The following is a 26,178-nucleotide window of genomic DNA, read 5'->3' on the forward strand; positions in this document are numbered from 1 at the left end:
GTGAGCGACCGGCCCTCCTCCGCACAAGCCGCATGGGCGTTCATGCTCGATTTCTATCGGCGCCAGGGCGTGCCGGAAGCTTGCCTTGTCCTCCAGGACGAGGCGGGCGTCGACGTGGTGGAGATGCTGATGCTCGTTCATGCCGACATAACTTTGGGCAAGCGCCTTTCGGGCGGAGAGATCAAGGCGCTGCGAGCCGGAACCGCGGGTTGGCGTAAAGACGCGGTGCTGCCTTTGCGCGCCATAAGGCGCAAACTGAAGGCCGCGCGCCAGGACACCGCTGAAAGTGCGAAGGAACAGCTTCGTACCGAGATTAAGAAGGCGGAGTTGCAGGCGGAACGGCTGCAAGTCGATTTCATCGCACGCTGGCTGGAGAACGCGGCCGGCGCCGGTCCGGCACTGGAAGCGACCCTGTCGGACCTTGTTCCGGCACGCAGCCGAAACAGCGCGATCGAAAGCGCGCTGGCGCGCATTCTCGCGGCGGCAGAAGCTGCCCGTGTCGCCTCCCCGCACCCACCGGCCGATCGCTAGACGTCGTGTCACGCCTAGAGGATCGCGCGGTGCCGGACGAAAACCGATTGAATCACCCACGGCTTTGACGATTTCGCAGGCCGTATGATTGCAGGAGACTGACTTCCGATGACCATTCCGGCCGATCCGCTCGATCGCGGTGGCATAAGCCACTTCGGGCGCCGGCTGCGCGCCGGCGAGACGACAGCCGTCGCCGCGACCGAAGCCTATCTGGCGCGGATCGCCACCCTCGATCGCCAGTTGCAGACCTATGAACACGTGGCGGCATCAGCCGCGTTGCAAGCCGCCAAGGCCGTCGACGAGGCATTCGCCCGTGGTGCCGATTTCGGCCCCCTGATGGGCGTGCCCGTCGCGGTCAAGGACATCATCGCCGTCGACGGAATGCCGACGACGGCCGGCTCGGATATCGATGTCTCTGACCTGATCGGCGGCCCGGGCGGCTTCATGCGCGGCCTTGCCGCCGCCGGCTGCGTCGTCATCGGAAAGACCAAGGCCGTCGAGTTCGCAATGAGCGGCACGGGCGCCAATTACCGGCGGGGCACGCCGCGCAACCCCTGGGACGCCGCCGTGTTTCGACTGACTGCCGGCTCTTCAAGCGGGTCGGCGGCCGCCGTCGCGGCGGGCCTTTGCGGATTTGCCATCGGCACCGACACCGGTGGCTCGATCCGCGGTCCGGCTGCGTTCTGTAGCGTGTTCGGCCTGAAGCCAACGGCGGACATCTGGCCGATGGATGGCTGCTTTCCGGTTTCTGCGACGCTCGACACCATCGGTCCGCTGACCCGTTCCGCCGAGGATGCCGCTATCGTCTTCGCCGCTCTTTGCGGCACTCCCGTACCATCAGCCGCAGCGATCGAAGGAGTAAAGCTCGGCCGGCCCCGGATCCTTTTCGGCGACCGTCTGGACGGCCGTGTGGCGGCGAGGCTCGAAGACGCCTTGTCGGCACTTGCGGCCGCCGGCGTCACCATTGTGGAAATGGATATCCCGGAACTCGCGGAGATCGATCCGCTCTTCCGCACCATCAGCCTAGCCGAGATGGTCGCTTCGTTCGGCCGCGAGCGGTTCCACCGCACGAGTGAATTCATGAACCCGGACATCGCCGCCAGCATCGCCGCTGGGTTCGAGATCACGCCGGACTCATATGCCGCCGCGCGCCGGCGCCAGCAGGAACTCGTCCGGCTCAGCACCACCTGGTTCGACGGAATCGATGCCTGGGTCGGACCGGTCAAATGGAAGTTGCCGCCGGCATTTCCGGGAGATTTCACGTCCCTTTCTGCATCCGCTGCTCTTCTGGAGGCCTGTACCGGCCCGACCCGATCGGCGAATGTCCTCAGCCTCTGCGCGGCGAGCCTGCCGCTCCCGCACGTTCCGTCGGCATTGCCCACAGGTTTGCAGGTGATCTGTCCCGGCAGGGCAGACGAACGGCTTCTCTCCCTCGCTCGTGGGTTCGAGACGGTTCTGGGACGTTCGCCCTCCCCCGATCTTTCGGATTTCGCGAGTCCGTGACTGCCGCCGCTTCAATGAGCTATCACCAGAACCGCTGAGGAAAAGGAGAAACCCACACGAAGGCAGAGTTCATGAGACGAGGGCAGCGAACTGACCCACGCCAAAGTTGGGCGCCTTCGTATATTGGCTTCAGCCGGTTTCAGCCCGCGGCGCGGATAGAGTCTTCGATAGCAGGCTTTCGATCGTAGAGGCCCAGAACCTGGCCTTGCAGGCGAAGCAGCGCGGCAACGATATCGAGAGTAGGCGTCGGGATGGAGAGCCTGCGCGCCAATTCCTGCACCGACGACACCAGAGGATCGATCTCCATTGGCCTCCCCAATTCCACGTCGTGACGGGTCGAGGGCTTATGGCCGACAATATCGGTACCACCCTTGATGCGTTGTTCGATAGCGACGCCGAAACGCGCGCCAATCGCCTCGCCGATGGCCTTGCATTCCACCATGATGTCATGGATCAGGCCTCGGCACGCCGGATCGGCGCCAATCACATCCAGGCTGGCCCCGGTCAGCGCCGACACCGGGTTGAACGAGGAATTGCCCCACAGCTTGATCCAAATCTCGTCGCGCAGCCTGGCCTTGCGCGGCGCCCTCAGCCCGCCCGCTATCAACAGCTCCGACAACAACCTCAGACGCTCTGTGTCCGATCCGTTCGGCTCGCCCAGCGTGAAGCGGTCGCCTTTGGAATGGTGGATGACACCGGGCTCGGGAACGTCGCAGGCCGGATAGACCACGCAGCCGATGGCGCGCTCCGGCCCCAACCCCTTCCACTGCGCCCCGCCCGGATCGATGCTCTCCAGCCAGGTCTCGTCGAGCGCCGTGCCGGTGTTGGCGCCATGAAAGTACCACCACGGCAGGCCGTTGACCGCCGGCACCACGGCGGTGTCCTTGCCCAGCAGCGGCGCGAACTGGCCGACAACCGGCGGCACCGCATGCGCCTTCATGCCGACGATGACAAAGTCCTGCTCGCCGAGATCGCGCGGATCGCTGCTCGCTCGGACGCGCCACACCGTCTCCTCGCCATCCTTGATCAGCTTCAACCCGTTGGCCTGGATGGCCGCCAGGTGCGACCCGCGCGCCACGATCGACACGTCGGCGCCCGCTCTGGCCAGCGAGGCCGCCAGATAGCCGCCGATAGCGCCAGCCCCAAAAACGCAAACCCTGGTCATCTTTCAGGCCTCGCCCAAGTTGAGCAGCTTGGCCAGCCCGATGCGCTGCACCTTGCCCGTCGCTCCCTTGGGCACCTCGTCCAGGATGACAATCCTGCGCGGCACCTTGTAGGCGGCGAGCGTGCGGCCGGCGAAGTCCTGCAACTCGCTCGCCAACAGGCTCGCCCCCTCGATCAGCACCACCGCAGCCGCCACCTCCTCGCCGAGCGCCTTATGCGGCATGGCGAAGGTCACCGCCTGGCGCACCGCCGGATGCTCCAGCAGCACATCGTCCACCTCCAGCGGCGACACCTTCTCGCCGCCACGGTTGATGATCTCCTTGATGCGGCCGGTGATCTTCAGGTAGCCGTCCTGGTCGAGAAAACCCTGGTCGCCGGTGCGGAACCAGCCATTGGTGAAGCTGGCCGCGTTGGCGGCCGCATTGTTCTCGTAGCCGGCGGTGACGTTGGCGCCCTTGATGCACACCTCGCCCTCGACGCCAACGCCGAGCTCAGTGCCTTCGCCATCCAGGATGCGGATCTCCGGACCGGCCGCCTTGCCGACATGGCCGGGCTTCTGCTCGCCCGGCGGCAGCGGGTTCGACGCCATCTGGTGCGCCGCTTCCGTCATGCCGTAGGCCTCGATCACCGGGCAGCGGAAGGTCTCCTGCAACTGCTTGAACACGGCCGGCGGTAGCGAGGCCGAGGACGAGCGCACGAAGCGCAGCGCCATGGCCTCCACCGCTTCCGGGTTGCGCTCAGCGCGCTGCAGGATCGCCTGGTGCATGGTCGGCACCGCCGAATACCAGCTCGGCTTCTCCTCGCCCGCCCAGCCGAAGAAACGCAGCGCGTTGAAGCCGGGCGTGCAGCACACCGAGGCACTGGCCGTCATCGAGGCCAGCACCACCGCCATCAGCCCGTGGATGTGGAATAGCGGCATGATGTTGAGGCAATGATCATCCTGCGTCAGCCTCAGCGTGCCGGCGATGTTGTTGGCCGAGGCATGGACGTTGGCCTGCGACAGCGGCACCACCTTCGGTCGCGAGGTGGTGCCGGAGGTGTGCAGCACCAGCGCCTCGTGCTGCGGTCCGGGCGGCACACAACCGGCCTCCTCGTCCCACAGACTGAAGGCGCCGGCGGGCGCGCCCTCGGCGATCCTGATCTCGGCGACCGGGATGCCCAGACGGGCGGCGGCGGCGCGCACCGGATTGTCCGACCCCGGCTCGACCAGCACTAGCCTGGGCCTGAGGTCGGACAGGTAGAACTCGTATTCGGCCTCCTTGTAGGCCGGGTTGAGCGGGGCGGCAGACAGGCCCGACGCCACCGCCAGGAACGACGAGGCCATCTCCGGCCCGTTCGGCAGCACGATCGCCACGCGGTCGCCCGCGCCGATGTCGCGCGCCGCGAGCTGCCGGTGAATGCTTCCCACGAACGCCCGGAGTTCCCCATAGCTCAGCCCGGGACGGCCGGGCGCACTCAGCGCAAGAGATGCATCCGGCGCACTGCGTAGGAGAGTGAGGACTGTGTTCTTCACGTCGGTGTTTCCCATTGGCTTGGCGGTCTCGCTGGCTATTGCCGGCGCGGCTACCGGCTGATGGCGTAGTGGCTGCGCCGTAGGTCGGCGCCGGAGCCCAGCACGCGTCCGTCGGACGAAGGCGGCGTCAGATCGAGTGACACGGCGACGCCGCTGGCGTCGAATTCATAGTCCGGCCATGGATGAATCCGGTGGCCGAGCGCGGCCAGCTTCGCCCGCGTGTTTTCACGGATGCGGGCTTCGACGCTGAGCCGTCCGACGTCATGGAAATGCGGAAAGAAGGAATCCGGAAAGGCAAGGCAGGTGATGCGTGGCGCCTCCACCGCCTGCTGCGGTGACATGTCACGATCTACGATGTTGAGGAACGTCTGCAATATTCCTTGTGGAATGACGTCGCCGCCGCTCGACGACAGTGCCATGACCCGCCGCTCGGCTCCGCCGAGGCTGAGCGCGAGCGCCGGCGACGGAGTCAGCCGCGGCCGCCGGCCCGGCCCCAATGCCGCCGGATGCGCGGCGTCCAGCCTCGACTGCACGCCGCGCGGAGACACCATGATGCCAAGGCCCGGCACGATCGGATTGCCGTCGATCGTGTCGCTGGCCGAGCAGCTGAAGGCATTGCCCTTGGCGTCGACAATGGTGAAGTTGGTAGTGTCGCGGCGCTTGTTCTGCCTGAGGCTACTTGGCGCAGGCAGGGCAAGCGTCGGCAGGTCGGGCAGCGCCTTGGCGGGGTTGACCAGCGCGCGCAGCCGCTGGACATGCTCGTCCGACAAAAGCTCCTCGATCGTCGTCGTGGCGAAATTCGGGTCGCAGTAGAACTTCTCGCGATCCGAGAAGGCGAGTTTCATCGCCTCGGTTAGCAAATGAAGGTATTCGTCCTCACGACCGGCGAGAACGGCCGCGTCGAAGCCGGCGAGCACCGACAGCGTCTGTAGGATGACGGGTGCCTGGCTATAGGCGCCGCCCGTGAACATGCGCCAGCCGCGATAATCGTAGCTCTTTGCAGGCGCGACCTCGTTGCGAAAACCGGCCAGGTCTTGCAGCGTCATCCAGCCGCCATTGCCATTCACCCAAGCCACGATGCGTTCGGCGACCTCGCCCTCGTAGAAAGCCTTGCGCACGGCTTCCAGCGCCTGCTCGCGGTTTCCACTCTGCTCGGCGGCGGCGAGCCGCTCCAGAAGCAGCGCGAGGTCCGTTTGTTTCAGCCGGTCGCCCTCGCGCGGCGCCCTGCCCTGCGGCCAGTAGATGGCGCGTGAGCTCTCCCAGTTCCGGAACGTCGCGCCCATGAGCTCGTAAGCCAGCGCCGTGCGCCGGTCGAGCACGAAGCCCTCCCTGGCGTATCGGATGGCGGGTGCAGCGACATCGGTAAACGACCAGGTGCCGAAACGCGACAAGGCCGACAGCCAGGCATCGACGGCCGCCGGCACGATGGAGCATGGCGCGCCGAGCGGCATGTCGCCCTTGTGCCGCTCCAGATACGCTTCGAGCGTGACGCTCTCGCTCCATGTGCCGACGCCGCTGATCGACCAGACCTGGTCGGACCCGGCCTGCCGCACCAGGATCGGCGCCACGCCGCCGAGATTGCACATGTCGGCCTGGATGACGTTGCTGGCGAGGCCCGCCGCGACGCCGGCATCGATTGCCGTGCCGCCACGCTCCAGCACGTCGGCCGCGATCATCGCCACCAGGGGGTGGCCGGCGACCACCGAATAGTGCTCGCCGACGAGCGTCGGCCGCATGGATTCCGGCGGCGGGAAGATGTTGGGCACCGGCGAGGTGTTGTTGCGCATGCCGCCGGCGGCGTCGTCGACGGCCTTGTCCATGATCGCCATGCTTTCTCTCCTAGGCGCTGAGCATGGCGCCGGCATCGACGCGCACCGTGGTTCCAGTGATCGCCGCGCTAGCGGGCGAGGCGAGATGCACGCAGAGCGCCGCCACCTCGGCCGGCGTCACCAGCCGCCGCGCCGCGCCGCTATGGGCCATGTCCAGCCAGATTGCGTCGGCATCGGCGCCGGTGCGTTCGGCGATGCGGCGCGCGACGTCCCTGAGCATCGGGCTGTCTACATTGCCCGGGCACACCGCATTGACCCTGATGCGTTCGCCGGCGAATTCCGCCGCCATGCTTTCGACGAAGCCGATCAGGCCGAACTTGCTGGCGCAGTAAATGGAGGCACCGGCCTCGCCGCGCAGGCCAGCGGTGGAAGACACGAACACGAAGGCTCCGCCGTCGCCGCGCGCGCTCATGCGCCGGGCGAACGCGGCGCCGATGTGGAAGGCGCCGTCGAGATTGACCGCCATCACCTTGCGATAGACGTTCCAGTCTATGTCGACGACATTGCCGTCCGCATTGAGGCCGGCGGCGTAGACGACGCTGTCGGCCTTGCCGACAAGCTCGGCCAACCTTTCGCAGGATGCGGGATGGGTAACGTCGCAGGCGACGGCGCGATGCGCTCCGGCAAGATCCGTCAAGGCGCCAGCCGCGGCCTGCTCCTGAAGATCGACTGACCAGACCGTGGTGCCCTGCTCGGCAAAGGCGCGCACGCAGGCCGCGCCGATGGCGCCGGCGCCGCCGAGGACCACCACGACATGCCCCGGAGGCAGGATGTTTGCTGCAGTGTTCATGCCGACCTCACAATCACGATACCGCCGCCATTTCGCGCAGCACGCGCGCGATCGAGGCCGGCCCCGGCACCAGCGCCTCCTCGAGCGAAAGCGCGGCGGGAATCGGAACGTCGGGCACGGCATGGCGGCGGATCTGGCGCAGCGCCGTCGGCCCGAGCTTTTCCAGCACGCGCACGACCACCTCGGCCGAAAGGCCGAAGGACAGATAATCCTCGTCCACCACGAGCAACCGGCCCGTCCTGGCGGCCGACGCCGCGACCGTTTCCGTGTCGAGCGGAACGATGGAACGCAGGTCGATCACCTCCGCGTCGATGCCGTCTGCAGCCACCTCGGCCGCCGCCTCCATGGCATATTCGACGCCGGCGCTGAGCGTGACGAGGGTGATATCGCCGCCCTTACGTGCCACCTCGGCTTTGCCGATCGGCGTCACGAACGCATCTTCCGGCACCTCGGAGCCTGTCAGGAAATCCTTGGCCTTCTTCAGGAGCAGCCCCTTGTGCTCGATGAAGACCACCGGATTGTCGGAACGTATGGCGGCCGCCATCAGACCTTTGTGGTCGCGCACCGAGGCCGGCGCCACGACATGCATGCCGGGCAGATGCGCGAAGGTTCCCCACAGGCACTGCGAGTGCTGCGCGGCGGAGCCGATGTTGCCGCCGGCGGTCTTGATCACCATGGGCATCTTCACCCGCCCGCCGGACATGTAGGGGATCTTGGCCATAGCGTTGTAGATCTGCTCCAGGCAGACCCCCATGAAGTCCACGAACATGATCTCGACCACCGGCCGCAATCCAGCCATCGCCATGCCGACGCCCATGCCGGTGAACGACATCTCGGAGATCGGCGTGTCGCGCACGCGCATCGGGCCGAAACGTTCGAGGAGATCGCGGCTTGAGCCGAACACGCCGCCCGAGCGGCCGACGTCTTCGCCCAGCAGCACGACGCTTTCGTCGCGCGCCATTTCCTGCATCAGGCTTTCGGCGACGGCCTGCGAGGCGTTGATCTTGCGTATGCTGGCCGTCATCACATCACCTCGGCAAAGACATAATCCATCGCGCCGGCCGGATCGGGCATGGCGTCGGCGCGTACATCGGCCAGCATCGCCGCCATCTCCTCTTTGGCCTTGGCGCGGATGGCGTCAAGTTCGGCTTCGGTCGCCGCGCCGCGCTGCAGCAAATCCGCGCGGTAGCGCAGGATCGGATCCATCTCGACGCGCATGCGCTGCTTTTCGGCGCGCTCGCGGTAATTGTCATGATCGCCCTCGTAATGGCCTCTGAAGCGATAGCAGGTCGCTTCCAGAAGCGACGGCCCGCCGCCCTTGCGGGTGTGCTTGGCGATCTCCGCGAAAGCCTGCGTCACTGCGTCGACATCCGTCCCGTCGACGCGCCGGCCGGTGATGCCGTAGGCGCTGGCGCGCTCGGCGATGGTCGGCGTGGCCGTCACGTCGCGGAAACGCACGGAGATCGCATATTCATTGTTCTCGACAAGGCACACCAGCGGCAGGCCCCAGGCGGCGGCCATGTTCAGGCATTCGTGGAAGGTGCCGTGGTTGGTGGCACCGTCGCCGCAAATGCCAACGGCGATGTGGGGCAGCTCCATCATCTTGAACTTGTAGGCATAGCCGAGCGCCACCGGCAGCGACGCGCCGACGATGCCCGTGGCCGAGAAGTGATGCTCGGGGTCGAAGGGATGCATATGACCGCCCCGCCCCCGGCACAGCCCCGTTTCCTTCTCGAAGATCTCCGCCATAAGCGCGCGCGGCGGCACGCCCTTGGCGAGCGCGTGAAAATGATTGCGGTGCGTGCTGACCACCGCGTCATTCGGCGTCAGCGATTGCGCCAGCGCCACCCCGATCGCCTCCTGGCCGATGCCCGTGTGCAGTTCGCCATGAATCTCGAGGGTCTGCACGCCTTCGAGGCAGGCCTCGTCGAAGGCGCGCATCCGCGCCATGGTCCGAAAGAGTGAGATCGGGTTCAGCTTCATGGGTCTTGTTCCGATGTCCTGGCCGGCCATGCTCAGCCGCCGTCTTGGGTGAATTCGAGCAGTTCGAGGAAGGAGCCGCCGGGTTCGCGGCAATAGGCGGACCGCCCTTCGGGAAAGATGGTGACGTCGCCGATCGCGACAGCGCCCAGCACCGCGACTTCGAACAGCGCTTCGTCGACATTCTCGACCGTCAGGCCGACATGGCCGGAGCCGGCCGACAGCGGCCTCGCCTGCGCCGGCGTGTCGCAATGCAGGAACTGGATCAGCTCGAGGCGCGGGCCGTCGGCGAGCGTGAGCTGCGCGAGATGGCAGGACAGGCGCTCCACGCCCATCATGCTCTGGATTTCGCGCGCCATGTCGCGCTCCTCGAAGACGAGCTGGTAGCCGAACGCGCGGCGATAGAAATCGACCGAAAGATCGAAATCCGCGACGGCCAGCGAAATATGATCGAGCCCTTTAAGTTTCATTGGAAGCTCCTAGCCGCGCGCGCTGCACGGCGTCCCGGCATCCGCGACAAGATCGCGAAGATCCTCGCGGATCGCATCGCCCGCCTCAGCCGGAAAGATGGCGACTATGGCGCGCGGAGCCGTCGGCGCTACAGCCTCCAGGAAGCGCGGCAGCGCCACCATATGGCGCACGGCATGGATGGCGACTGGCCTCGCATCACCGCTAACGTCGACGATGCCCTTCAGCCGCGCCAGGTTTTCACCATGCCGGCTGGCCATCGCCTCCAGCGCCGCGAGCAGGCGCGAAAGGTCGAGCCTGGCCGGCACATCCATTGCAAGCGAAGCGAAGGCGCAGGAATGCCCGGCCGCCGCCATGGACATGGCGCAGCGGGCACGGAAAGCCGGCGCCGGCGCGAAAAGCTGGGCGATCAGTGCATCGTTGGAGGCGGCCGGCTCGACGCTGGTCACCCCGAGCGCATCCAGGGCGCGACGGGCACCTGCCTCGCCAGCCTCGCCGGCAATGTCCAGCTTGGTCATCAGGACCCGGTCTGCCAGCGCCAGTTGTGCCTGCGCAACGGCGTGCCCGAACGACCCGTCCGGACCCAGCACGCCATCCGCGGTGGCCACGAGCGCCGCCAGCCGGTAGCGCGACAGACGTAGCGGATCGGCAAGAAAGGCCTGCAGCAGCGGCGCCGGATCGGCAAGGCCGCTGGTTTCGATGATGACGCGCCGGAATGGCGGCAACCCGCCGGCCGCCACGGCCTCGTCCAGCGAACGCAGCGCGCGCGCCATGTCGCCCTGCGCCTGGCAGCACAGGCAACCGCCCGGCAGCACGACGATGTTCTCATCGACGGTCTCGACCAACAGGTGATCGAGACCGATCTCGCCGAACTCGTTGACGATGACGGCCGTGTCGGCAGCCTGCGGCAGCGCGAGCAACCGGCGTACCAGCGTGGTCTTGCCGCTGCCCAGGAACCCGGTCAGCACCGCGACCGGCGCCGTCTCCTCGCGCGCAAGACGCAGGCTCTTCGGATCTGGCAGCGCGTTCATTCCACCCAGCTCGCGTTCCAGAAGCTTTCGGGGCGATGGCGCATCGTCTCCAGCGCGCCGAAGGCCGGCTCGCCAAGCGCCTTGCCGTCGACACGTCCGGCAAGTTCCGCCTTCGCCGCCTCGACGACGGCAGGATCGGCAAGCAACCGCACGGTGGCGATGGCCAGCGCCTCCGACGCCATCAGCGGGCCGGGATGGCTGGCCTCGTGGCCCGACAACGCCGTGAGCGCCCAGTTGTGCAACGGCACTTCCTCGGGAAAGGCCCAGTTGACGCGACCGAGCGGAATGCGCCAGCTCGCCTCGCCGTCGTCCTGCCCGTAAGGATCGAGACCTTCGGTGTGGAGCCTGATCCCGTCATCGAGCGTGAAGCCACCATTCGGACGGCACGCCTTCGCCAAGGCCTGCATGAAGTCGCGCCCCTCGCCCGTCCAGCGCGGCGGACCGACCAGCTCCAACGCTGATTGGAGGGCGTGTGCGAGCGTGTCGTTGGGCAGATAGCCGCGCGTGCCGGCGATGAACTGATGGCGAAAGGCGACGCCCGTCATCTCGGCCGCCTGCCCGGCCACGCCGATTGCGAAATCGAACACCGCCCTGGCGCGCTCGAAATCGGCGTGGCGCGCGGTGAGCCACAGCCGCGCCTCGTCTGGCGTCACATTGGGGATATGGCCGGCAACGCGCAGCACGTGCTCGAGCGAGGCATCTGGAAAATGATGGGCGCGCAGCCTTTCGAGCGACTGCACCGCGAGTTCGGCCGCGTCGAGCGCGTTGCGGCGCCGCGTGCCTCCGCCGTGGCCGGATTCGCCGAGGAAGACGATCTCACCGTTCATCACCGACTGGCAGGGGCGTGAGATCGCGCCGTTCTGGTAGTCGCCATGTGAGGTCAGGATCGCGTCGATGCCGTCAAAGGCGCCGAGGCCAAACATCGCGATCTTGCCCCAGACGATCTCCTCGGAGGGCGTGCCAAGCACGACGACACGCCCTACAAGACCGGCTTCCCGCACAGCCAGCGCGGCGGCGATGGCCGCACCGCAATTGGCCGGCCCGATCAGATTGTGACCGCAGGCATGTCCCGCCGCCCTGCCGGTGCCGCTGCGATAGGCGACCGCCGCGTTGTCGGTGGCCGGCAACGCGTCATATTCGGCCAGCAGCGCGATCGCCGGCCCGCCCTCACCCGCCTCCGCGCGAAACGCCGTCGGCAGGCCGCAGACGCCGCGCTCGACCCTGAAATCGTGCTTCTCCAGCCAGTCGCATAGCGCGCCGCTGGCGGCGAACTCCATGTTCCCGAGCTCTGGGTTTAACCATAAGTTATTGAATTTGCTGATGATATTCGCTTGCAAGAGCTTCCATTGCCGCCGCGTGTTTTCGATCAGATTCATTTCTGTTTTCTGTAAACTGTTGACAGTCTTCAGGAGATTGTGGTTGATTTCTCCAACGCTGTCAAACGCCATTCACCGGCCCCGTGACACGGAGAAACAACTTGGAGCAGGGTTTTCACGCGGTCCCGACGCTCACCCTGGTTACCCAGGTGAAGGAGCAGATTCAGCGCGCCATCACCAATGGCGAACTGCTGCCGAACCAGCGTCTTGTCGAGGGTGAAATTGCCCAGAAGCTCGGGGTAAGTCGTGGTCCCGTGCGCGAGGCCGCCCGGCAGCTGGAGCAGAGCGGGCTGCTCATCTCGCTGCCCCGGCGCGGCTTCTTCGTGCGCCAGTTCGAGGCGCGAGAGATCGAGGACCTCTACGAGTTGCGTGAGTGGATCGAGGCCGCTGCGGTGGAATCAGCCGTCCAGCGCGCGACGGCCGATCAGCATCAATTGCTGCGCGCCACGCACAAGAACCTGATCGCACGCGCCAAGTCGGGTCAGCAGTCCGAATTGATAGAGGCCATCATCGAGTTCCACCGGTCGATCTGCGCGCTTTCCGGTAACGCAAGGCTGCTGCGTCTGTTCGACGAGATGACGGTCGAGGTGCGGCAAATCCTATCTGTCCTGGGCGTCAACCTGGACGAGACCGGCTACCCCGTCGAAGCGCAGGAATCGCTTCTCGACGCGATCGAGGCGCGCGACGGACGCCGTGCCGGCAAGGAGATCAGGAACCTCGTCGCCCAGGCGGGCAAAGAGGTCATGCACAATTACAGGCGCCGCCAGGCGGCCGCCGATTAAGCAGGCCGAGTCTGGCGCCTGGCACCACGAAACCAGCAATACCGACCGCCAAAAGGCGACGGCCATGGGAGGATGGAAAATGTGGACTATCGGAAGAATCGACAGGTTATGCGGCACCGGCCTCGCCGGACTGGCACTGGGCGTCATGATGGCGTCTGGCGCGCAAGCCGCGCCCAAGGCGCCGGAGAACATCGCCAAGGCCGGCAAGATCGTGTTCTGCACCGAACTCGCCTACGCGCCCTGGGAGATGGTCAACCCCGATACCCAGGCGCCGGAGGGCTTCGACATCGATATCGCGGCAGCGCTCGCCAAGACGATGGGCGTCAAATCGGAACACAAGAACATCGCCTTTGACGGCCTGATCCCTGCCCTGCAGGCAGGCCAGTGCGACGCCATCATCTCGGGCCTTGCCGACAAGCCCGAGCGGCGCGAAGTGGTGGATTTCGTCGACTACGCCATCTCCGGCAATGCGCTGATCGTGCGTGCCAAGGATGACGCCGCCTTCAAGACCCTGGAGGATCTCTCCGGCCACAAGGTGTCGGTCGCCGTCGGCTCCGCGCTCGAGGGCGAACTGAAGAAGGCCAACGAGGCGCTCAAGACGGCCGGAAAGCCTGAGATCAACATTCTCTCGCTGCAAAGCGGCACCGACGCCTTCCAGCAGCTCACCGCCGGACTGGCCGACGTTTATCTCGGCTCGACCGACCAGGCTGGCTACTTCAACAAACAGAAGCCGGGTCTGCTGAAGCTCGCCAGCCCGCAGCTCTTCTCGCTGACCATCGGCGTCGCCACCCTCAAGAAGGACAAGGAACTGCACGATGCCTTTGAGGCCGGCCTCAAGGAGATGAGAGACACTGGCGAATACAAGAAGATCCTCGACGCCTGGGGCTTCGAAGCAATGGGCATTCAATAACATCCTTTTCGGCCGGCGACCCGTGGCTCGCCGGCTGTTTTTTTGAATTCGAGTGCCAGCCCATGACCGGCGATATAAATATCGATAGCACCTTCTTCCTGAAGTATCTTTTCAATCCGCCGGCGATCGTGTGGCGCGGCCTGTGGCTGACGATCTGGATTTCTATCATCGCCCAGGCGCTTGGCGTAGCGGTCGGCCTGATGATTGCGCTCTGCATGCGTTCGAAACACGCATGGCTGCGCTGGTTTGGGAAATTCTACGTCTGGATCTGGCGCGGCACGCCGATGCTGGTGCAACTGGTGTTGATTTACACCGGCGTCGCCGCAGCCGGATTCTATAAATATCCCGACATCCAGATAGGGCCTTTCACCTTTACCGGTCCCCTGCAGGCCGCGTTGATCGCGCTGTCGCTCAACGAGGCCGCCTATATGGCCGAAATCTTCCGCGCCGCGCTCGCCTCCATCGACAAGGGGCAGTTCGACGCCGTTCGAGCTCTCGGCATGCGGCCTTACACAGCCATGCGCTGGATCATCCTGCCCCAGGCCGCGCGTATCGTCATTCCGCCGTTGGGTAATGAATTCACGCTGATGATCAAGGGCACTTCGCTGCTCGCCGTCATCGGAATTCGAGAGCTCTTCGGGACCATCCAGCAATTGAACGCTGCCACTTTCCGCACCTTCGAGCTCTTCGTCATCGCGGCGATCTGGTATCTGGCGCTGACGACGATCATGGGCTTCGTGCAGAAGCGGTTGGAGGCCCATTACGGCCGCCATGACCTGCCCGCGAACGGCGAGGGGAGACCGTCCGGCTTCCGCAGCCTGTTGTCAGGGCAGCGCTGAGCCATGGCGAAGGATGCGACCCCCCTCGTCTCGCTCCGGGACGTGCGAAAATTCTACGGCAATTGGGAAGTGCTGTGCGGCGTTTCGTTCGATGTAAATCGCGGCGAGGTCGTGTGCCTGATCGGTCCTTCCGGTTCCGGCAAGACGACGCTGGTGCGCTGCATCAACCACCTGGAGAAGATTCACTCCGGCCGCATCGTCGTCGACGGTCAACTGATCGGCTACCGCGAACAGAAAGGCCGCCTTGTCGAGGACTCGGAAAAGCGGATTGCCGCGCAACGGCAGAAGATCGGCATGGTCTTCCAGCGGTTCAACCTCTTTCCCCACCTGACCGCGCTGGAGAATATCACCGTGGCGCCCTTGCGCGTGCAGGGACGCGATCCCGGCGAGGTGAAGCGCGAGGCGCACGATCTGCTTGCCCGTGTGAAATTGGCAGACAAGGCCGGCAACTATCCTTCCCAACTATCGGGCGGCCAGCAGCAGCGCGTGGCCATCGCCCGCGCACTAGCTATGAAACCGGCCGTGATGCTGTTCGACGAGCCTACCAGCGCCCTCGATCCCGAAACGGTGGGAGAAGTGCTCGACGTGATGAAGGCGTTGGCCGAATCCGGAACCACGATGATCGTGGTTACGCACGAGATGGGTTTCGCACGCGAGGTGGCGGACCGCGTCGTAATGATGGATCACGGCGCAGTGGTCGAAATCGGTCCCGCGGCTCAGATATTCACAAATGCCGTGGAGGAGCGGACACGCTCTTTTCTCAAGGCACTTCATTGAGACTGACATCATATCTTGGCCCGTGCCACCAAACACCTCTTCGATCCGCTTGCGGCAGCGCTGTCTGGCTTCATAGACCGGATAGCGCTTCGTGCGGGCATCGATCGCTCTCACGTGAAGCTTTTGGGTTTTGCTCAGATGGCCGTCGATGGCGATATGCGGCGTGACCTTGCGCAGGCGACAGGTTCCATGTCATCCGCATTTCGCCTGCGGAAGCCGAGGCGTCGGACTAGAACGTGACGAGATGCACCAGACGCAGGTCCGAAACCAGTTCGGCAAACCTGCCTTCGACGACATCAGTATCTTCCGATGTCTTGCCGGGGCTTCCATGATTGTCGCCGAGACAGGTCAATGCCATCCTGTAGCGGCCTCCAACCCAAGGCTCGAAGTGTTCGACATGGCCTGTCATCCCGCGCGGTGGCAGCCATTGAGGCCAGGCCGCGGCATCGATAAAGGCGCTGTAGATTTTTCGGGCAAGGCCGCGACAATGCGCGAAGCCGAATCCGTTCTCCGTTGGGATCGTGCCGTTTGGGCATGTCGATTTCCGTTTGTGCTGTGACGATCGACGTTGCTGCTAGTACGACCATTCCACAGGTGAGGTTGGCGATGGCTCAAGTCATTGCTCTGGTACGATCGGAAGCGGCAAAAGGCTGCGAACTCGGCCACTTCACGCAAAGTCGGCGCACGCTGAAGCAGCGCTCCTTGCTTCGCCCGGCGGTGAACATCTCCTCCACCGAGAGGCCGGCACGGAAAACGTGGATCACAAACGCCCCTTCGTCACACAATCCCCCACGCCCGGAACCTTCCCCTGCCCGTCATCTCGCGCAGCCCGAGTTCAGCCCGGCAGGGTTGATCGTGATCGGGTGGTGGTAACCGTGCTGGATGCGGCGGACGTGCTTCTGCATACCTGGCCGCAACCGAACTCCAGCGCGCGACATCATGCAATAAGGGCATGTTTATCGTGTTGCGGGACGGAAAGCCGCCACGCGTGGCACGCCAGGCCTTCGTCGCTGCCGCAAAAGACGCAAGGATTTTCCTTGCGACCAGACTTGAGGCCGGCGCTATTTTCGCCTGCGAGCTGCGCCTCAGGTTAAAGCGACTCTTTCCGGTTCGGATAAATTTCAGCCCTGGCTTAACAAAACGCTGGCAGCCAAAGAGAGCCGGAGGGCTCGCCTAACTCTACCCCCAGGCGAGGCGGGCCCTTTTCTGCCGATCGGACCCTTGCTGCGCCAAAGCTTCCAAAGAATTTCCGCCTTCCTCTCATGGGTTAATGCGTGGCCGCGAAGCTGAGCGCAATTATCAACTGCAAGACTATAAAAGCGCAGCTAAGGGAGGTTGCGGCGTGATCAAATATCATCCTGTGCGGCTCAACGAACTCATCGAACATTACATGGAAACGCGTCTCTCGCACCGCTCGCCGGTGTCGGTGGCCGCGGCCACTCGTGCCATCTTGACGGTTATGCCGGATTGCTCGGTCGAGAGCCCGCAATTGAGCAACATGATCGCGCGATCGGCCGTAAAGCACGGCCATGCGGTGAGCTTCGACTTGATGAGCATCTGATCCGGCGACGAACGCTCAGCGTCGGAAGATGCCGGCAATGGCTGGCGTGTCATTTCCGATATGTGACGCGCCAGTTCCGTGGGATCGTAAGGCTTTTCAAACCTGCAACTTTCGCGCCCTAGCCGATGCGAAAACCAATTGCAGCCGCCGTCGCAGCAATTCGTCCGGCGACAAAGTCGATGGTTCCGACGCGATCCCGACCGACAATTCCATCGCTGGTCGCACAGGACCGATGACAGCCAGACCGAGCGCAGCGAGCGCTTTGGTGATATTCTGTGCCAGAAATGCTCCTCTTCCATTTCGAGGACACGAGCACCGGCGACCTTCTTGTCCGTGGGTCTGCCTCCCTCAAGTGGGAGTCGCGGCCCATGCTCGACATTAACATAGGTAAGGTCGTTGCCGGATCATACTGTGTATCACGGAACAAGAGGATAAGGATGAGGCGACCTCTGATCCGCAAGCTTGAGAAATTCGCTCGGCTTTCGCACGCCGACAAGGAGATGCTGATCAAAATCGCGGCGCAACGCGTTCGGCGTTTCTCCGCCCGAGAAGACATTATCCACGAAGGCGAGAAGCCTGAATTCATCAATCTGATCAACGAGGGCTGGGCTTGCCGCTATAAAACCCTCGAAGACGGGCGCCGGCAGATCATTGCGTTTTTCCTCCCCGGCGATCTGTGCGATCTCAACGTCTTCATCCTCAAGGAGATGGACCACTCGATCGCTGCCATCACGCCGGTCGCCATTTCGGAAATTTCGCGCGCGGCCTTCGACGAGATGACGATCGGGCACTCGCGCATCACTCACGCACTGTGGTGGGAGATGCTGGTCGCGGCAGCGATCCAGCGCGAGTGGACGGTCAATCTCGGCCAGCGCGATGCGCTCGAGCGGATGGCGCACCTGTTGTGCGAGTTGTTCATCCGGCTGGAGGCTGCCGGCTGCACAAGCAATAGCAGTTGCGAATTTCCGTTGACGCAGACGGAGTTGGGCGAGACGCTGGGTATGTCGACGGTTCACGTCAATCGTACGCTGCAGGAGTTGCGCGCTTCGAACCTCATTGTGCTGAAGGACAGGACGCTCACCATTCCCAATCTCCAGGCATTGCAGGATGTCGCCCTTTTCAATCCCAACTATCTGCATCTTGATCGCGAAGGCAGGCATCTCGATGCTAATGAGGAGTGATGTCCAAGGGCCCGCCCAACAAGCCGCTTGAACGCGGTCTGGCCGATGTCAAGGCGAGCATGCGCGAGCATGCGCGTGCGGAGGCTCGACTGCGTGAGAGCGAGGGGAACCTGCAGGATTTCGGAGAGGCCGCCTCGGACGTATTATGGATCCGCAACGCCGAGACGCTGCAGTTGGAATACCTGACGCCCTCCTTCGATGCAATTTACGGGATGAGCCGTGAACAGGCCTTGGCCGGCGACAACTTCGCCACTTGGATCGAGCTTATCGTGCCCGAAGATCGCGAGCATGTGCTGGGCCACATCGAGCGCATTCGCGAGGGCGAACGCGCTACCTTCGAATACCGCATATGCCGGCCGGCCGACAACGAGATGCGCTGGCTGCGCGATGCCGATTTTCCGATGCGCAATGAAGCGGGAAAGGTCGCCCATATCGGCGGCGTCGGCCAGGACATCACGCGTCAGCGGGAAGCCGAGGAACGGCAGCAGGCGCGCTTCGCTGAATTGCAGCATCATGTGCGCAACACGCTGGCCGTCATCCGTTCGATCGTTCGGCGTACGATGGAAAAAAGCCAATCGCTGGACGAGGCGGCGGCTCATCTGGAGGGTCGCATCAACGCTTTCGCCCGCGTGCAGGCAGCCATCACGCGTCGCCCGTCCATCGGTATCAATCTGGCGTCGATCATCGCGGAAGAATTGCGCGCCGTAGGTGGCCGGGAAGGCGAGAACCTGACGATCAAAGGCCCGCCCGTGGCCCTGGCTCCGAGGGCCGCCGAGACACTGGGTCTGGCCATTCACGAGTTGGCGACGAACGCGCTGAAGTACGGAGCACTTTCAAGTCGCGGGGGCCGCATCGACATCGAATGGCAGCTGGAAGAAGACACGCTCCGCTTCGCATGGAGCGAAAACAGTCCTCATGATTTCAGGCCAGCCGAGCGGCGCGGTTTCGGTTTGGAGGTGCTGGAGCACACCTTGCCTTACGAGCTCGGAGCGACGGTGGACTTGCGGATCGCTCCGAGCGGTCTCAATTTCATGGCTGCCATACCGCTTGAGGCCATCGGCAGCCAGTAGCACCAGAGCTATCGGCGGCTGGATTGCCGCTCTATCTCCTTCAACGCAATTCCGACAGGAAAGCCGCTCACTTTCCTGGGGTCCTCAGCGTGTGGCGGTATCCGTCAGCCGTTTCGCAAAAGCGGGCCTCGTCCTCGTCTCTCTGGCGGCCACCAAGCACTCCGGCGACGGCCGCGATGAAAGCGCCGATCACCAGCGACAAAGTTCCGATTAGCGCGGTCGTGGCGCTCGCCTTGTGTGCCTTATCGGCAGCCGCCTTGGCCTTGTTCTCGCATCCTCGACCCGCGCCAAGACGTCGTCGACCCGCTTTTGCGCATCAGCCCGCGGAAGACCCGTGCGCGACGCGACCAGACGGGCGAGATAAGCCTTGTCGTCCGCGCTCATTTCCCCGTTCGCGGCGCCGACCGCCAGTATGCGTGACGCCTGGGCTGCGGTCCGTGTTGTTTTGGGGCGCGCCAGCCGCGGGAGGCGCCGCGGCGGCTGCGTTGTCGGCCGACCGGAACAACGAGTCGACGAAATATCCTGCCAAGTCATTGGCGGATGGCGTTGCCGTCCAGACACCTTCAGCATAGCGGATCGATCCGAAATTTGCCCGGCCACGGCCGGGCGCTTTTTTAGGCCATGGAAACACGGTCCTTGGGAACAAAGGCAATAACGGTTGTTCGGTGCCACCAAGACCAAAGGAAGCCTTGCCCCATGAGCACGCGGATATCCCTTATCTTATCGGCGACCGCAGCGTTGATGCTTGCCTTTCCGGCCGGGGGCGGATGCCTTGGCTTGAGCTATCTTGGGCCGGCGTCCGTTCCTTCCCCTGTTCCGCTTGCCTGGGAACGGTTCGGCGTCGCTCGCGAGGATGCACGAGCGGGCACCTCTCTCGGTGCCGGCATGCGAGATTTTCGGCGCCACCAGCGCGGCAGGAACTCGGCCATCAGGCTTTTGAATAAGGCTCTTCATCCATTCACCATGGAACGTTTCACAGGCGAACAGATCCCGGCCCCAATTGTTCCGGATCGGCGCGATGTCGTCACGCGACGTCTTCAGTTGAAAGTCAATTCGGACGGGAGTTGTGCGCACGCAACGCCATTGCGGCCATTGCGGTGTCGAGCTTTCGCGCCAGTTCGAGCATTCGAGAAGGCGCTTCCTCGACTATCAGCGCCTCCAACGCCAGGATCGTCTGGCGTTCCGGCGTTATCGCCTCGGACAGTTCCTGTTCCGATCTCAGTGCTTGACGAAACTTCCGTACCACAGCCGGACCCTAACATGCGTTAATACCTGCCCCACTAACCCACTGACGGAGAAAAAGTTCCTGCTCCGCCCATCCGCTGGACCGGCGACCGTCTCTTCGCCTGCCGGAATCGGCCAGGAATCCCTCCAACCGCCTCTTTAAGGGCACCACACTGCAGTGGCGCCCAATCCTGCGCATCGGGTTGGTTCCCAGTGGCTGTCGGCCCGGCCCGATCCGATGTGAGGGAACCAACCGCAGGTCTTGCTGGTTCGGGCAGCGATAGCGGAGCCTCGCCATGCCCAATGCAGCCGAAATTCTCGTCGACACCTTGATTGCCTGGAACGTCGAAGTCGTGTTCGGGCTCCCCGGCGGCGGCATCAACGGCGTCATGGAGGCGCTGCGCAAAAGCCAGGACAGGATATCCTTCGTCCAGGTGCGACACGAGGAATCGGCCGCGTTCATGGCTTGCGCCTACGCCAAATGGACAGGCAGGCTCGGCGTGTGCCTGGCAACATCCGGACCCGGCGGCACCCATCTTCTCACCGGCCTCTACGACGCCAAGCTCGACCAGGCGCCGGTGCTGGCAATCACCGGCATGCAGTTCCATGACCTGATCGAGACTTTCACGCAGCAGGATGTCGATCTTACTCGAGTTTTCAACGACGTCAGCGTCTACAACGTCCAGGTCTCGGACGCCGCGCATATGGAGAACGTAGCAAGCCTCGCCTGCCGCACAGCGCTTGCCCGCAAGGGCGTCGCCCATCTTTCGATCGCCAGCGATATCCAGGAACAGCCCGCCGACGCGGCCAAGCGATCCAAGCGCAACCGCGCGGCGCACACGCCGCAGGACATGTTCGCACCTCACTGTCTCGCGCAAGATGCGGAGTTGGACAAAGCCGCGGCCGTCCTCAATGATGCAGGGCGCGTGGCGATCCTAGCGGGGCGCGGAGCCATCGGCGCGGCGGTGGAGCTCGAGGAAACGGCGCGGCTGCTGCAGGCGCCGATCGTCAAGGCGCTGCTCGGCAAGGCGGTGCTGCCGGACGACCATCCCTACACCACCGGCGGCATCGGCATTCTGGGCACCTTGCCATCACAGGAGGCGATGGAGACGTGCGACGCCATCCTCATCGTCGGCTCGACATTCCCCTACATCGAATATTATCCGCAGCCGGGCACAGCGCGTGGCGTCCAGATCGATTGCGACGCGCAGCGTATCGGCCTGCGCTTTCCGGTCGAGGCCGGCCTGGTCGGCGATGCGGCCGAGACATTGCGCGCCCTCAACAAGCGGCTGAAGCAGAAAGGCGACGGCGAATTCCTGGCGGCCGCGCAAACCGCGATGCAAAAATGGCGCGAGATGATGCGCCAGTCAGAAGATGGCGCGGCGCATCCGCTCAAGCCGCAGCGCATCGCGCGCGCCTTCGGCGAACGCCTTGCCGAGAATACGGTACTGGCGACTGATTCCGGCCAGAACACGGAACTCGCCGCCCGCGATGTCGATCTCCGCGCTGGGCAGGCCTTCGGCGTCTCGGGCGCGCTCGCCTCCATGTCCTGCGGTCTCAGCTATGCGATCGCCGCCGGCATCGCCTTTCCCGGCCGGCCGATCGCGGCGATCGTCGGCGACGGCGGGCTTGCCATGCAGCTCGGCGAGTTTTCCACGGCGGTGCGCTACGGCATCCCGCTGAAAATCCTGGTCATCAAGAACAACATGCTGAACCAGATCGCCTGGGAGCAGATGATGTTTCTCGGCAACCCGCAATTCGGCTGCGAATTGCAGCCGATCGATTTCGCCAAGGCCGCCGAGGCGATGGGCGGAAAAGGTTTCAGCATCGAGCGGGCGGAGGAGGTCGAGCGCGTGCTGGACCAGGCTTTCGCCACCAGCGGCCCGGTGATCATCGAGGCGCTGGTCGACGCCTATGAGCCGATGATGCCGCCGAAAATGCCACCCGACTACGCCAAGAACTTCCGCAAGGCGCTGCCTCAGACTCCGGGTCGCGGTGAGATCGAGGAAAACGTCGCCCGGGAGCCAGCCAAGACGATGATGGAGGCAGGACAATAGGAGGGAATTCCGATGCTCGATCTTTCCCGCGAGCGCCGTCGGATGGTCGATGTTCATCTCGGCCGCCGCGGCATCCATGATCGGGAAATCCTGGCGGCGATGCGCGAGGTCCCCCGCGAAGTCTTCGTGGATCCCGGCTACGAGGAATTCGCCTATGAGGATGGACCGCTGCCGATCGCGGAAGGCCAGACGATATCGCAGCCTTACATCGTTGCCTTCATGCTGGAGATGGCGGAAATCGGCCCGGGCGACCAAGTGCTCGAGGTGGGCACAGGATCGGGCTACGCAGCCGCCGTCATGAGCCGGATCGTCGACCATGTCTACACGATCGAACGCCACACAGCGCTGGCCGAAACCGCACGGCACCGCTTTCAAAGACTAGGCTACGACAACATCGAAGTTCGGACCGGTGACGGCACCAGAGGCTGGCCGGAAGCGGCGCCCTTCGATGCCATCGTGGTCGCGGCGAGCGGGCCGGGCGCGCCGCTGGCCTTGCAGCAGCAGCTCCACGTCGGCGGCAGGCTGGTCATCCCGGCGGGCGACGATCCCGACGAGCAGCGCCTGCTCAAGGTAACCCGCACGGGCGCTTCGACCTACAGCGAGGAGGATTTCGGCGGGGTGCGGTTCGTCCCGCTCATCGGCGAACAGGGCTGGCGGGAGGAAAGCCGCCCGGCGACTGTCCGCGCGATTCCACTGGCGCGCCAGCGCAGCCTCCCGGAAATGATCGCCGCGGCCGCCGAGCCGCTGCCCGACTTCAACGATCCCGGCTTTGCCGAACCGTTCGACCGCTTCGCGGACCGGCGGATCGTCTTGCTCGGCGAAGCCAGCCACGGCACATCCGAATTCTACCGGGCGCGCGCGGCAATCACCAAAAGGCTGATCGAGAGACACGGCTTCACCATCGTGGCGGTGGAAGCCGATTGGCCCGATGCGGCTGCGATCGACCGCCATGTTCGCGGTAAGAGCACTTCCGCTGGCGCCGAGCGACCCTTCCAGCGCTTTCCGACCTGGATGTGGCGCAACACCGACGTCGCGGCATTCGTGGAGTGGTTGCGCGAGCACAATGACAAGATCAAGGCACTCCAGCCGCAAGCAGGCTTCTATGGCCTCGACATCTACGACATGCGCGGCTCGATCGCCGCCGTCCTGGAGTATCTCGACCGCGTAGACCCGGAAGCGGCAAAGGTTGCGCGCGAGCGCTATGGCTGCCTGACGCCTTGGCAGACCGAGCCGTCGACCTATGGCCGCGCCGCGCTGACCAGGGGTTACCGCGAATGCGAGGAAGCGGTTCTCGAACAATGCCGCGAGATGCTGGCGAGGCAGCTTGACGATACCGGACAAGACGGCGACGACCTCTTCGACGCCGCGCAGAATGCCCGTCTCGTCGCCTCCGCCGAGCATTATTACCGCACCATGTATTATGGCGGCCCGCAATCCTGGAATTTGCGCGATACTCATATGTTCGAAACGCTGGAGCATATCCTCGATGCGGGGGGCCCCAACGCGAAGGCTGTCGTTTGGGCGCACAATTCGCATATCGGCGACGCGCGCTACACCGAAATGGGCATCTCGCGCGACGAAGTGAATATCGGCCAGCTCTGCCGGCAGAAGTTTGGCGATGCCGTGGCACTCATCGGCCTGGGCACGCATGCAGGCACCGTCGCGGCAGCGACCGACTGGGACGGAGACATGGAAATCAAGTCGGTGCGGCCCTCTCGCGAAGACAGCTACGAGCGGCTCTGCCACGACGCCGGCATTCACCGGTTCCTGCTTGACCTCGGGCACGACCCGGACCTGCGCGACCGCCTGACCGAGCGCCGGCTGGAACGATTTATCGGGGTGATCTACCGGCCGGAAACCGAACTGCACAGCCACTATGCCGACGCCTCGCTGGCGCGGCAATTCGATGCCTTTGTGTGGTTCGATGAAACCAACGCGGTCACGCCGCTCGGACCCGAGCACGCTGCCGAACGCGTGCCGGAAACCTATCCGTTCGGCTTTTGACGCTGGAACCTTCGGAGCTTCCCCGGGTTCGGAAAAACATAGCGAGGAACAGCCATGAGTGGAAACCAGCACCCGAAATCGAAAAAACCGAGCAACGCCGACATGGCGAACGATCCCGGCATCGGCACCTCCAAGGGCACCATCAAGGAAGGCGACGAATTGGAGCACGGCGAGAACACCGTTGAGGGAGATGTCGAAAACGACACCACCTCCGCGGGCGGAATCAACCCGCGCCAGAAAGTCCGTACGAACAAATAAATCCATTCGTTCCTACGTTAGACACAACGTTGCATCTTTCACAAACGAACAGCAAACAAACCAGAACTCGCGCATAGCTCAATTGGAACATTGGTAGGAGTCTCTTGTTTGAAACATATCGCAATCAGGCGATCAAACAGGAGACTTCCCCATGATTAAGCTTCTCTCGGCTTCGGCCGTCGCAATTGTCCTGGCTACATCCGCAATGGCCCAATCGAGCGGTTCCGGTACTGGGACCGGCGGCACCGGGACTGGCACCAACAACACAGGCGCCACGACCGGGACCAACGGCATGAACAACAACGGCAATGGCGGCACGGTCGATCCGAATGCCACAAACAGCACGACGACAAACGGGTCCGGCGGCATCGGCGACCGCTGCAAGGACGCGAGCGGAAACGACATCCAGAACAACACGGCCAGCGGGAACACCACGTCCGACACGCAGAATTGCAACAAGTAAGCCCTAGCCTTTACGCGGCCGGAGGCCCGTCCGGAAAGGCGGGCCTCCGGCCCTGCTACAGTGCCGGCCCGGCCACGTCTCGCGGTTAGGAAGATAAGGGCAGAAGGAGTGCTGGAACTTGTTGTCGCAGACTTGCGCTCGTTCCCGCGACCGTTGGTGCGATGATCGCTGTAGGGGATTAGCTCGCCGATCGAGAGCTGGTAGCCGTATTTGTCTCTTTCACATCCGAAGGCGGCGCCTGGTAGCAATCTACCCCAGCGCAGCAGGCGCTGGTGCGTCGATGCCGGGACGCTGAGCAAGCTCGTCAGGACATTTGCCGTCAGGGGAAGCTATGCCATCGCCGGAGCGGACGTGGCCCGCCCGTTCCCGCAGATGTTCGCTCGACGCTGTTCATGGCCGCCGATCCGCCATGGTTGCGGCGGCTCCAGATGGTTCCAGAGCCTCACAATCCGCCGCCGGATCGTCGACGGCGGCCAGTCTCCAAACTTAGAAGTCATAGCTATGCTTCACGACGTCGGCGGCGCCGTTCATTCCGTCGCATAAGCGCGGGGCTGACGACCGCTCCTGGGCGCTCGGTCGCCGGGCTGGGCGTCGGCTGCCGCGGCGGATTGCGGCCATCCGATTGATGGGTCTTGTCCTCGACCTCGCCCTGTTTGCGGTTGCGGCTTGGATCGACGTGAGGTCTGTCGTTGCTGGCGGCGTCCTGGGAAAATTCGTCGCTCGGATCCGGATCGGTGTTGGCGGGATATTTCGTGGCGCCGGTCTCGCGACGGTTCTGACTGTTCTTCATGGCTCTATCTCCGGTTGGATGAAAGATAACACCGGCGCGAGAGCGGCGTTCCAACAGCTGGGCAGTCCGTTTCAAGT

At 64.1% G+C, this 26,178-nt stretch carries 25 protein-coding genes and 1 pseudogene; 14 read left to right on the top strand and 12 right to left on the bottom strand.

The annotated features are described in order from the left end of the window. Entirely contained in the window at nucleotides 1-531 is a 531-nt protein-coding gene (locus tag FJ957_RS17180) for a TIGR02444 family protein (RefSeq protein ID WP_140833283.1), read from the top strand. A gap of 108 nt (nucleotides 532-639) precedes the next feature. Beyond that, entirely contained in the window at nucleotides 640-2,034 is a 1,395-nt protein-coding gene (locus tag FJ957_RS17185) for an amidase (RefSeq protein ID WP_140833285.1), read from the top strand. A gap of 139 nt (nucleotides 2,035-2,173) precedes the next feature. Here the strand turns inward: FJ957_RS17185 and FJ957_RS17190 are convergent, their stop codons facing one another. The 9 genes from FJ957_RS17190 to FJ957_RS17230 are packed head-to-tail and all read right to left on the bottom strand — an operon-like array spanning nucleotide 2,174 to nucleotide 12,257. Further along, nucleotides 2,174-3,199, bottom strand: a complete 1,026-nt coding sequence (locus FJ957_RS17190) for a 2-dehydropantoate 2-reductase (RefSeq protein ID WP_140833287.1) — start codon at nucleotides 3,197-3,199, stop codon at nucleotides 2,174-2,176. A gap of 3 nt (nucleotides 3,200-3,202) precedes the next feature. Further along, on the bottom strand, nucleotides 3,203-4,726 hold the full coding sequence (locus FJ957_RS17195) for an acyl--CoA ligase (RefSeq protein WP_140833289.1): 1,524 nt from the start codon (nucleotides 4,724-4,726) through the stop codon (nucleotides 3,203-3,205). Nucleotides 4,727-4,761: 35 nt separating this feature from the next. Beyond that, a complete protein-coding gene (locus FJ957_RS17200; protein ID WP_181180602.1) occupies nucleotides 4,762-6,540 on the bottom strand; it encodes a gamma-glutamyltransferase in 1,779 nt (592 codons plus the stop codon). 10 nt (nucleotides 6,541-6,550) lie between these two features. Beyond that, nucleotides 6,551-7,330 (bottom strand): SDR family oxidoreductase, encoded by a 780-nt coding sequence (locus FJ957_RS17205; protein ID WP_181177583.1) that lies wholly within the window; start codon nucleotides 7,328-7,330, stop codon nucleotides 6,551-6,553. Nucleotides 7,331-7,343: 13 nt separating this feature from the next. Further along, nucleotides 7,344-8,354, bottom strand: a complete 1,011-nt coding sequence (locus FJ957_RS17210) for a transketolase C-terminal domain-containing protein (RefSeq protein WP_140833295.1) — start codon at nucleotides 8,352-8,354, stop codon at nucleotides 7,344-7,346. Continuing rightward, a complete protein-coding gene (locus FJ957_RS17215) occupies nucleotides 8,354-9,313 on the bottom strand; it encodes a thiamine pyrophosphate-dependent dehydrogenase E1 component subunit alpha (protein ID WP_181177582.1) in 960 nt (319 codons plus the stop codon). The genes FJ957_RS17210 and FJ957_RS17215 overlap by 1 nt, the downstream gene beginning before the upstream one ends. Nucleotides 9,314-9,345: 32 nt before the next feature. After that, nucleotides 9,346-9,780 carry a VOC family protein gene (locus FJ957_RS17220; RefSeq protein ID WP_140833299.1) on the bottom strand — a complete coding sequence of 145 codons (435 nt, stop codon included), beginning with the start codon at nucleotides 9,778-9,780 and terminating at the stop codon, nucleotides 9,346-9,348. A gap of 9 nt (nucleotides 9,781-9,789) precedes the next feature. Beyond that, entirely contained in the window at nucleotides 9,790-10,809 is a 1,020-nt protein-coding gene (locus FJ957_RS17225; protein ID WP_140833301.1) for a CobW family GTP-binding protein, read from the bottom strand. Further along, complete coding sequence (locus tag FJ957_RS17230; protein ID WP_140833303.1) at nucleotides 10,806-12,257, bottom strand: amidohydrolase; 1,452 nt, start codon at nucleotides 12,255-12,257, stop codon at nucleotides 10,806-10,808. Before FJ957_RS17230 ends, FJ957_RS17225 begins: the two co-directional genes overlap by 4 nt. 29 nt (nucleotides 12,258-12,286) lie before the next feature. On the opposite strand from FJ957_RS17230, the gene FJ957_RS17235 reads away from it, so the two are divergent. From FJ957_RS17235 to FJ957_RS17250, 4 genes are all read left to right on the top strand, one after another. Next, nucleotides 12,287-12,967 (top strand): GntR family transcriptional regulator, encoded by a 681-nt coding sequence (locus tag FJ957_RS17235; protein ID WP_181180603.1) that lies wholly within the window; start codon nucleotides 12,287-12,289, stop codon nucleotides 12,965-12,967. Nucleotides 12,968-13,046: 79 nt separating this feature from the next. Further along, complete coding sequence (locus FJ957_RS17240; protein ID WP_181177579.1) at nucleotides 13,047-13,877, top strand: ABC transporter substrate-binding protein; 831 nt, start codon at nucleotides 13,047-13,049, stop codon at nucleotides 13,875-13,877. Between the two features lie 62 nt (nucleotides 13,878-13,939). Continuing rightward, nucleotides 13,940-14,716: an amino acid ABC transporter permease gene (locus FJ957_RS17245; protein ID WP_140833309.1), complete on the top strand. Its 777-nt coding sequence runs from the start codon at nucleotides 13,940-13,942 to the stop codon at nucleotides 14,714-14,716. 3 nt (nucleotides 14,717-14,719) lie between these two features. Next, entirely contained in the window at nucleotides 14,720-15,493 is a 774-nt protein-coding gene (locus FJ957_RS17250; protein WP_140833311.1) for an amino acid ABC transporter ATP-binding protein, read from the top strand. 27 nt (nucleotides 15,494-15,520) lie between these two features. Here the strand turns inward: FJ957_RS17250 and FJ957_RS17255 are convergent. Together FJ957_RS17255 and FJ957_RS32460 are read right to left on the bottom strand one after the other, a co-directional pair. Continuing rightward, nucleotides 15,521-15,673, bottom strand: a pseudogene (locus FJ957_RS17255) (IS5/IS1182 family transposase); the annotation flags it as partial. Nucleotides 15,674-15,722: 49 nt separating this feature from the next. Next, nucleotides 15,723-15,851 (bottom strand): hypothetical protein, encoded by a 129-nt coding sequence (locus tag FJ957_RS32460; RefSeq protein ID WP_281405131.1) that lies wholly within the window; start codon nucleotides 15,849-15,851, stop codon nucleotides 15,723-15,725. 535 nt (nucleotides 15,852-16,386) lie between these two features. On the opposite strand from FJ957_RS32460, the gene FJ957_RS32280 reads away from it, so the two are divergent. From FJ957_RS32280 to FJ957_RS17295, 8 genes are all read left to right on the top strand, one after another. After that, a complete protein-coding gene (locus FJ957_RS32280; RefSeq protein ID WP_246685875.1) occupies nucleotides 16,387-16,587 on the top strand; it encodes a hypothetical protein in 201 nt (66 codons plus the stop codon). 176 nt (nucleotides 16,588-16,763) lie between these two features. After that, nucleotides 16,764-17,054, top strand: coding sequence for a hypothetical protein (locus tag FJ957_RS17265; protein ID WP_140833313.1), 291 nt, complete (start codon nucleotides 16,764-16,766; stop codon nucleotides 17,052-17,054). A gap of 437 nt (nucleotides 17,055-17,491) precedes the next feature. Then, nucleotides 17,492-18,235, top strand: coding sequence for a Crp/Fnr family transcriptional regulator (locus FJ957_RS17270; protein ID WP_140833698.1), 744 nt, complete (start codon nucleotides 17,492-17,494; stop codon nucleotides 18,233-18,235). Then, a complete protein-coding gene (locus FJ957_RS17275) occupies nucleotides 18,235-19,305 on the top strand; it encodes an HWE histidine kinase domain-containing protein (RefSeq protein ID WP_140833315.1) in 1,071 nt (356 codons plus the stop codon). Before FJ957_RS17270 ends, FJ957_RS17275 begins: the two co-directional genes overlap by 1 nt. 1,520 nt (nucleotides 19,306-20,825) lie before the next feature. Further along, the gene (locus FJ957_RS17280) at nucleotides 20,826-22,586 is read left to right on the top strand and encodes a thiamine pyrophosphate-dependent enzyme (RefSeq protein ID WP_140833317.1); all 1,761 of its coding nucleotides are present in this window, start codon (nucleotides 20,826-20,828) and stop codon (nucleotides 22,584-22,586) included. A 12-nt stretch (nucleotides 22,587-22,598) separates the two neighbouring features. Continuing rightward, complete coding sequence (locus tag FJ957_RS17285) at nucleotides 22,599-24,590, top strand: protein-L-isoaspartate(D-aspartate) O-methyltransferase (protein WP_140833319.1); 1,992 nt, start codon at nucleotides 22,599-22,601, stop codon at nucleotides 24,588-24,590. Between the two features lie 54 nt (nucleotides 24,591-24,644). Continuing rightward, nucleotides 24,645-24,848, top strand: coding sequence for a hypothetical protein (locus tag FJ957_RS17290; protein ID WP_140754205.1), 204 nt, complete (start codon nucleotides 24,645-24,647; stop codon nucleotides 24,846-24,848). A gap of 151 nt (nucleotides 24,849-24,999) precedes the next feature. Beyond that, nucleotides 25,000-25,311, top strand: coding sequence for a hypothetical protein (locus FJ957_RS17295; RefSeq protein ID WP_140833321.1), 312 nt, complete (start codon nucleotides 25,000-25,002; stop codon nucleotides 25,309-25,311). Nucleotides 25,312-25,810: 499 nt separating this feature from the next. On the opposite strand, the gene FJ957_RS17300 is transcribed toward FJ957_RS17295, so the two are convergent. After that, nucleotides 25,811-26,101, bottom strand: a complete 291-nt coding sequence (locus FJ957_RS17300; RefSeq protein WP_181177578.1) for a hypothetical protein — start codon at nucleotides 26,099-26,101, stop codon at nucleotides 25,811-25,813. Nucleotides 26,102-26,178 lie beyond the last annotated feature (77 nt).

Source organism: Mesorhizobium sp. B2-4-6 (assembly GCF_006442775.1).
Lineage (GTDB): Bacteria > Pseudomonadota > Alphaproteobacteria > Rhizobiales > Rhizobiaceae > Mesorhizobium.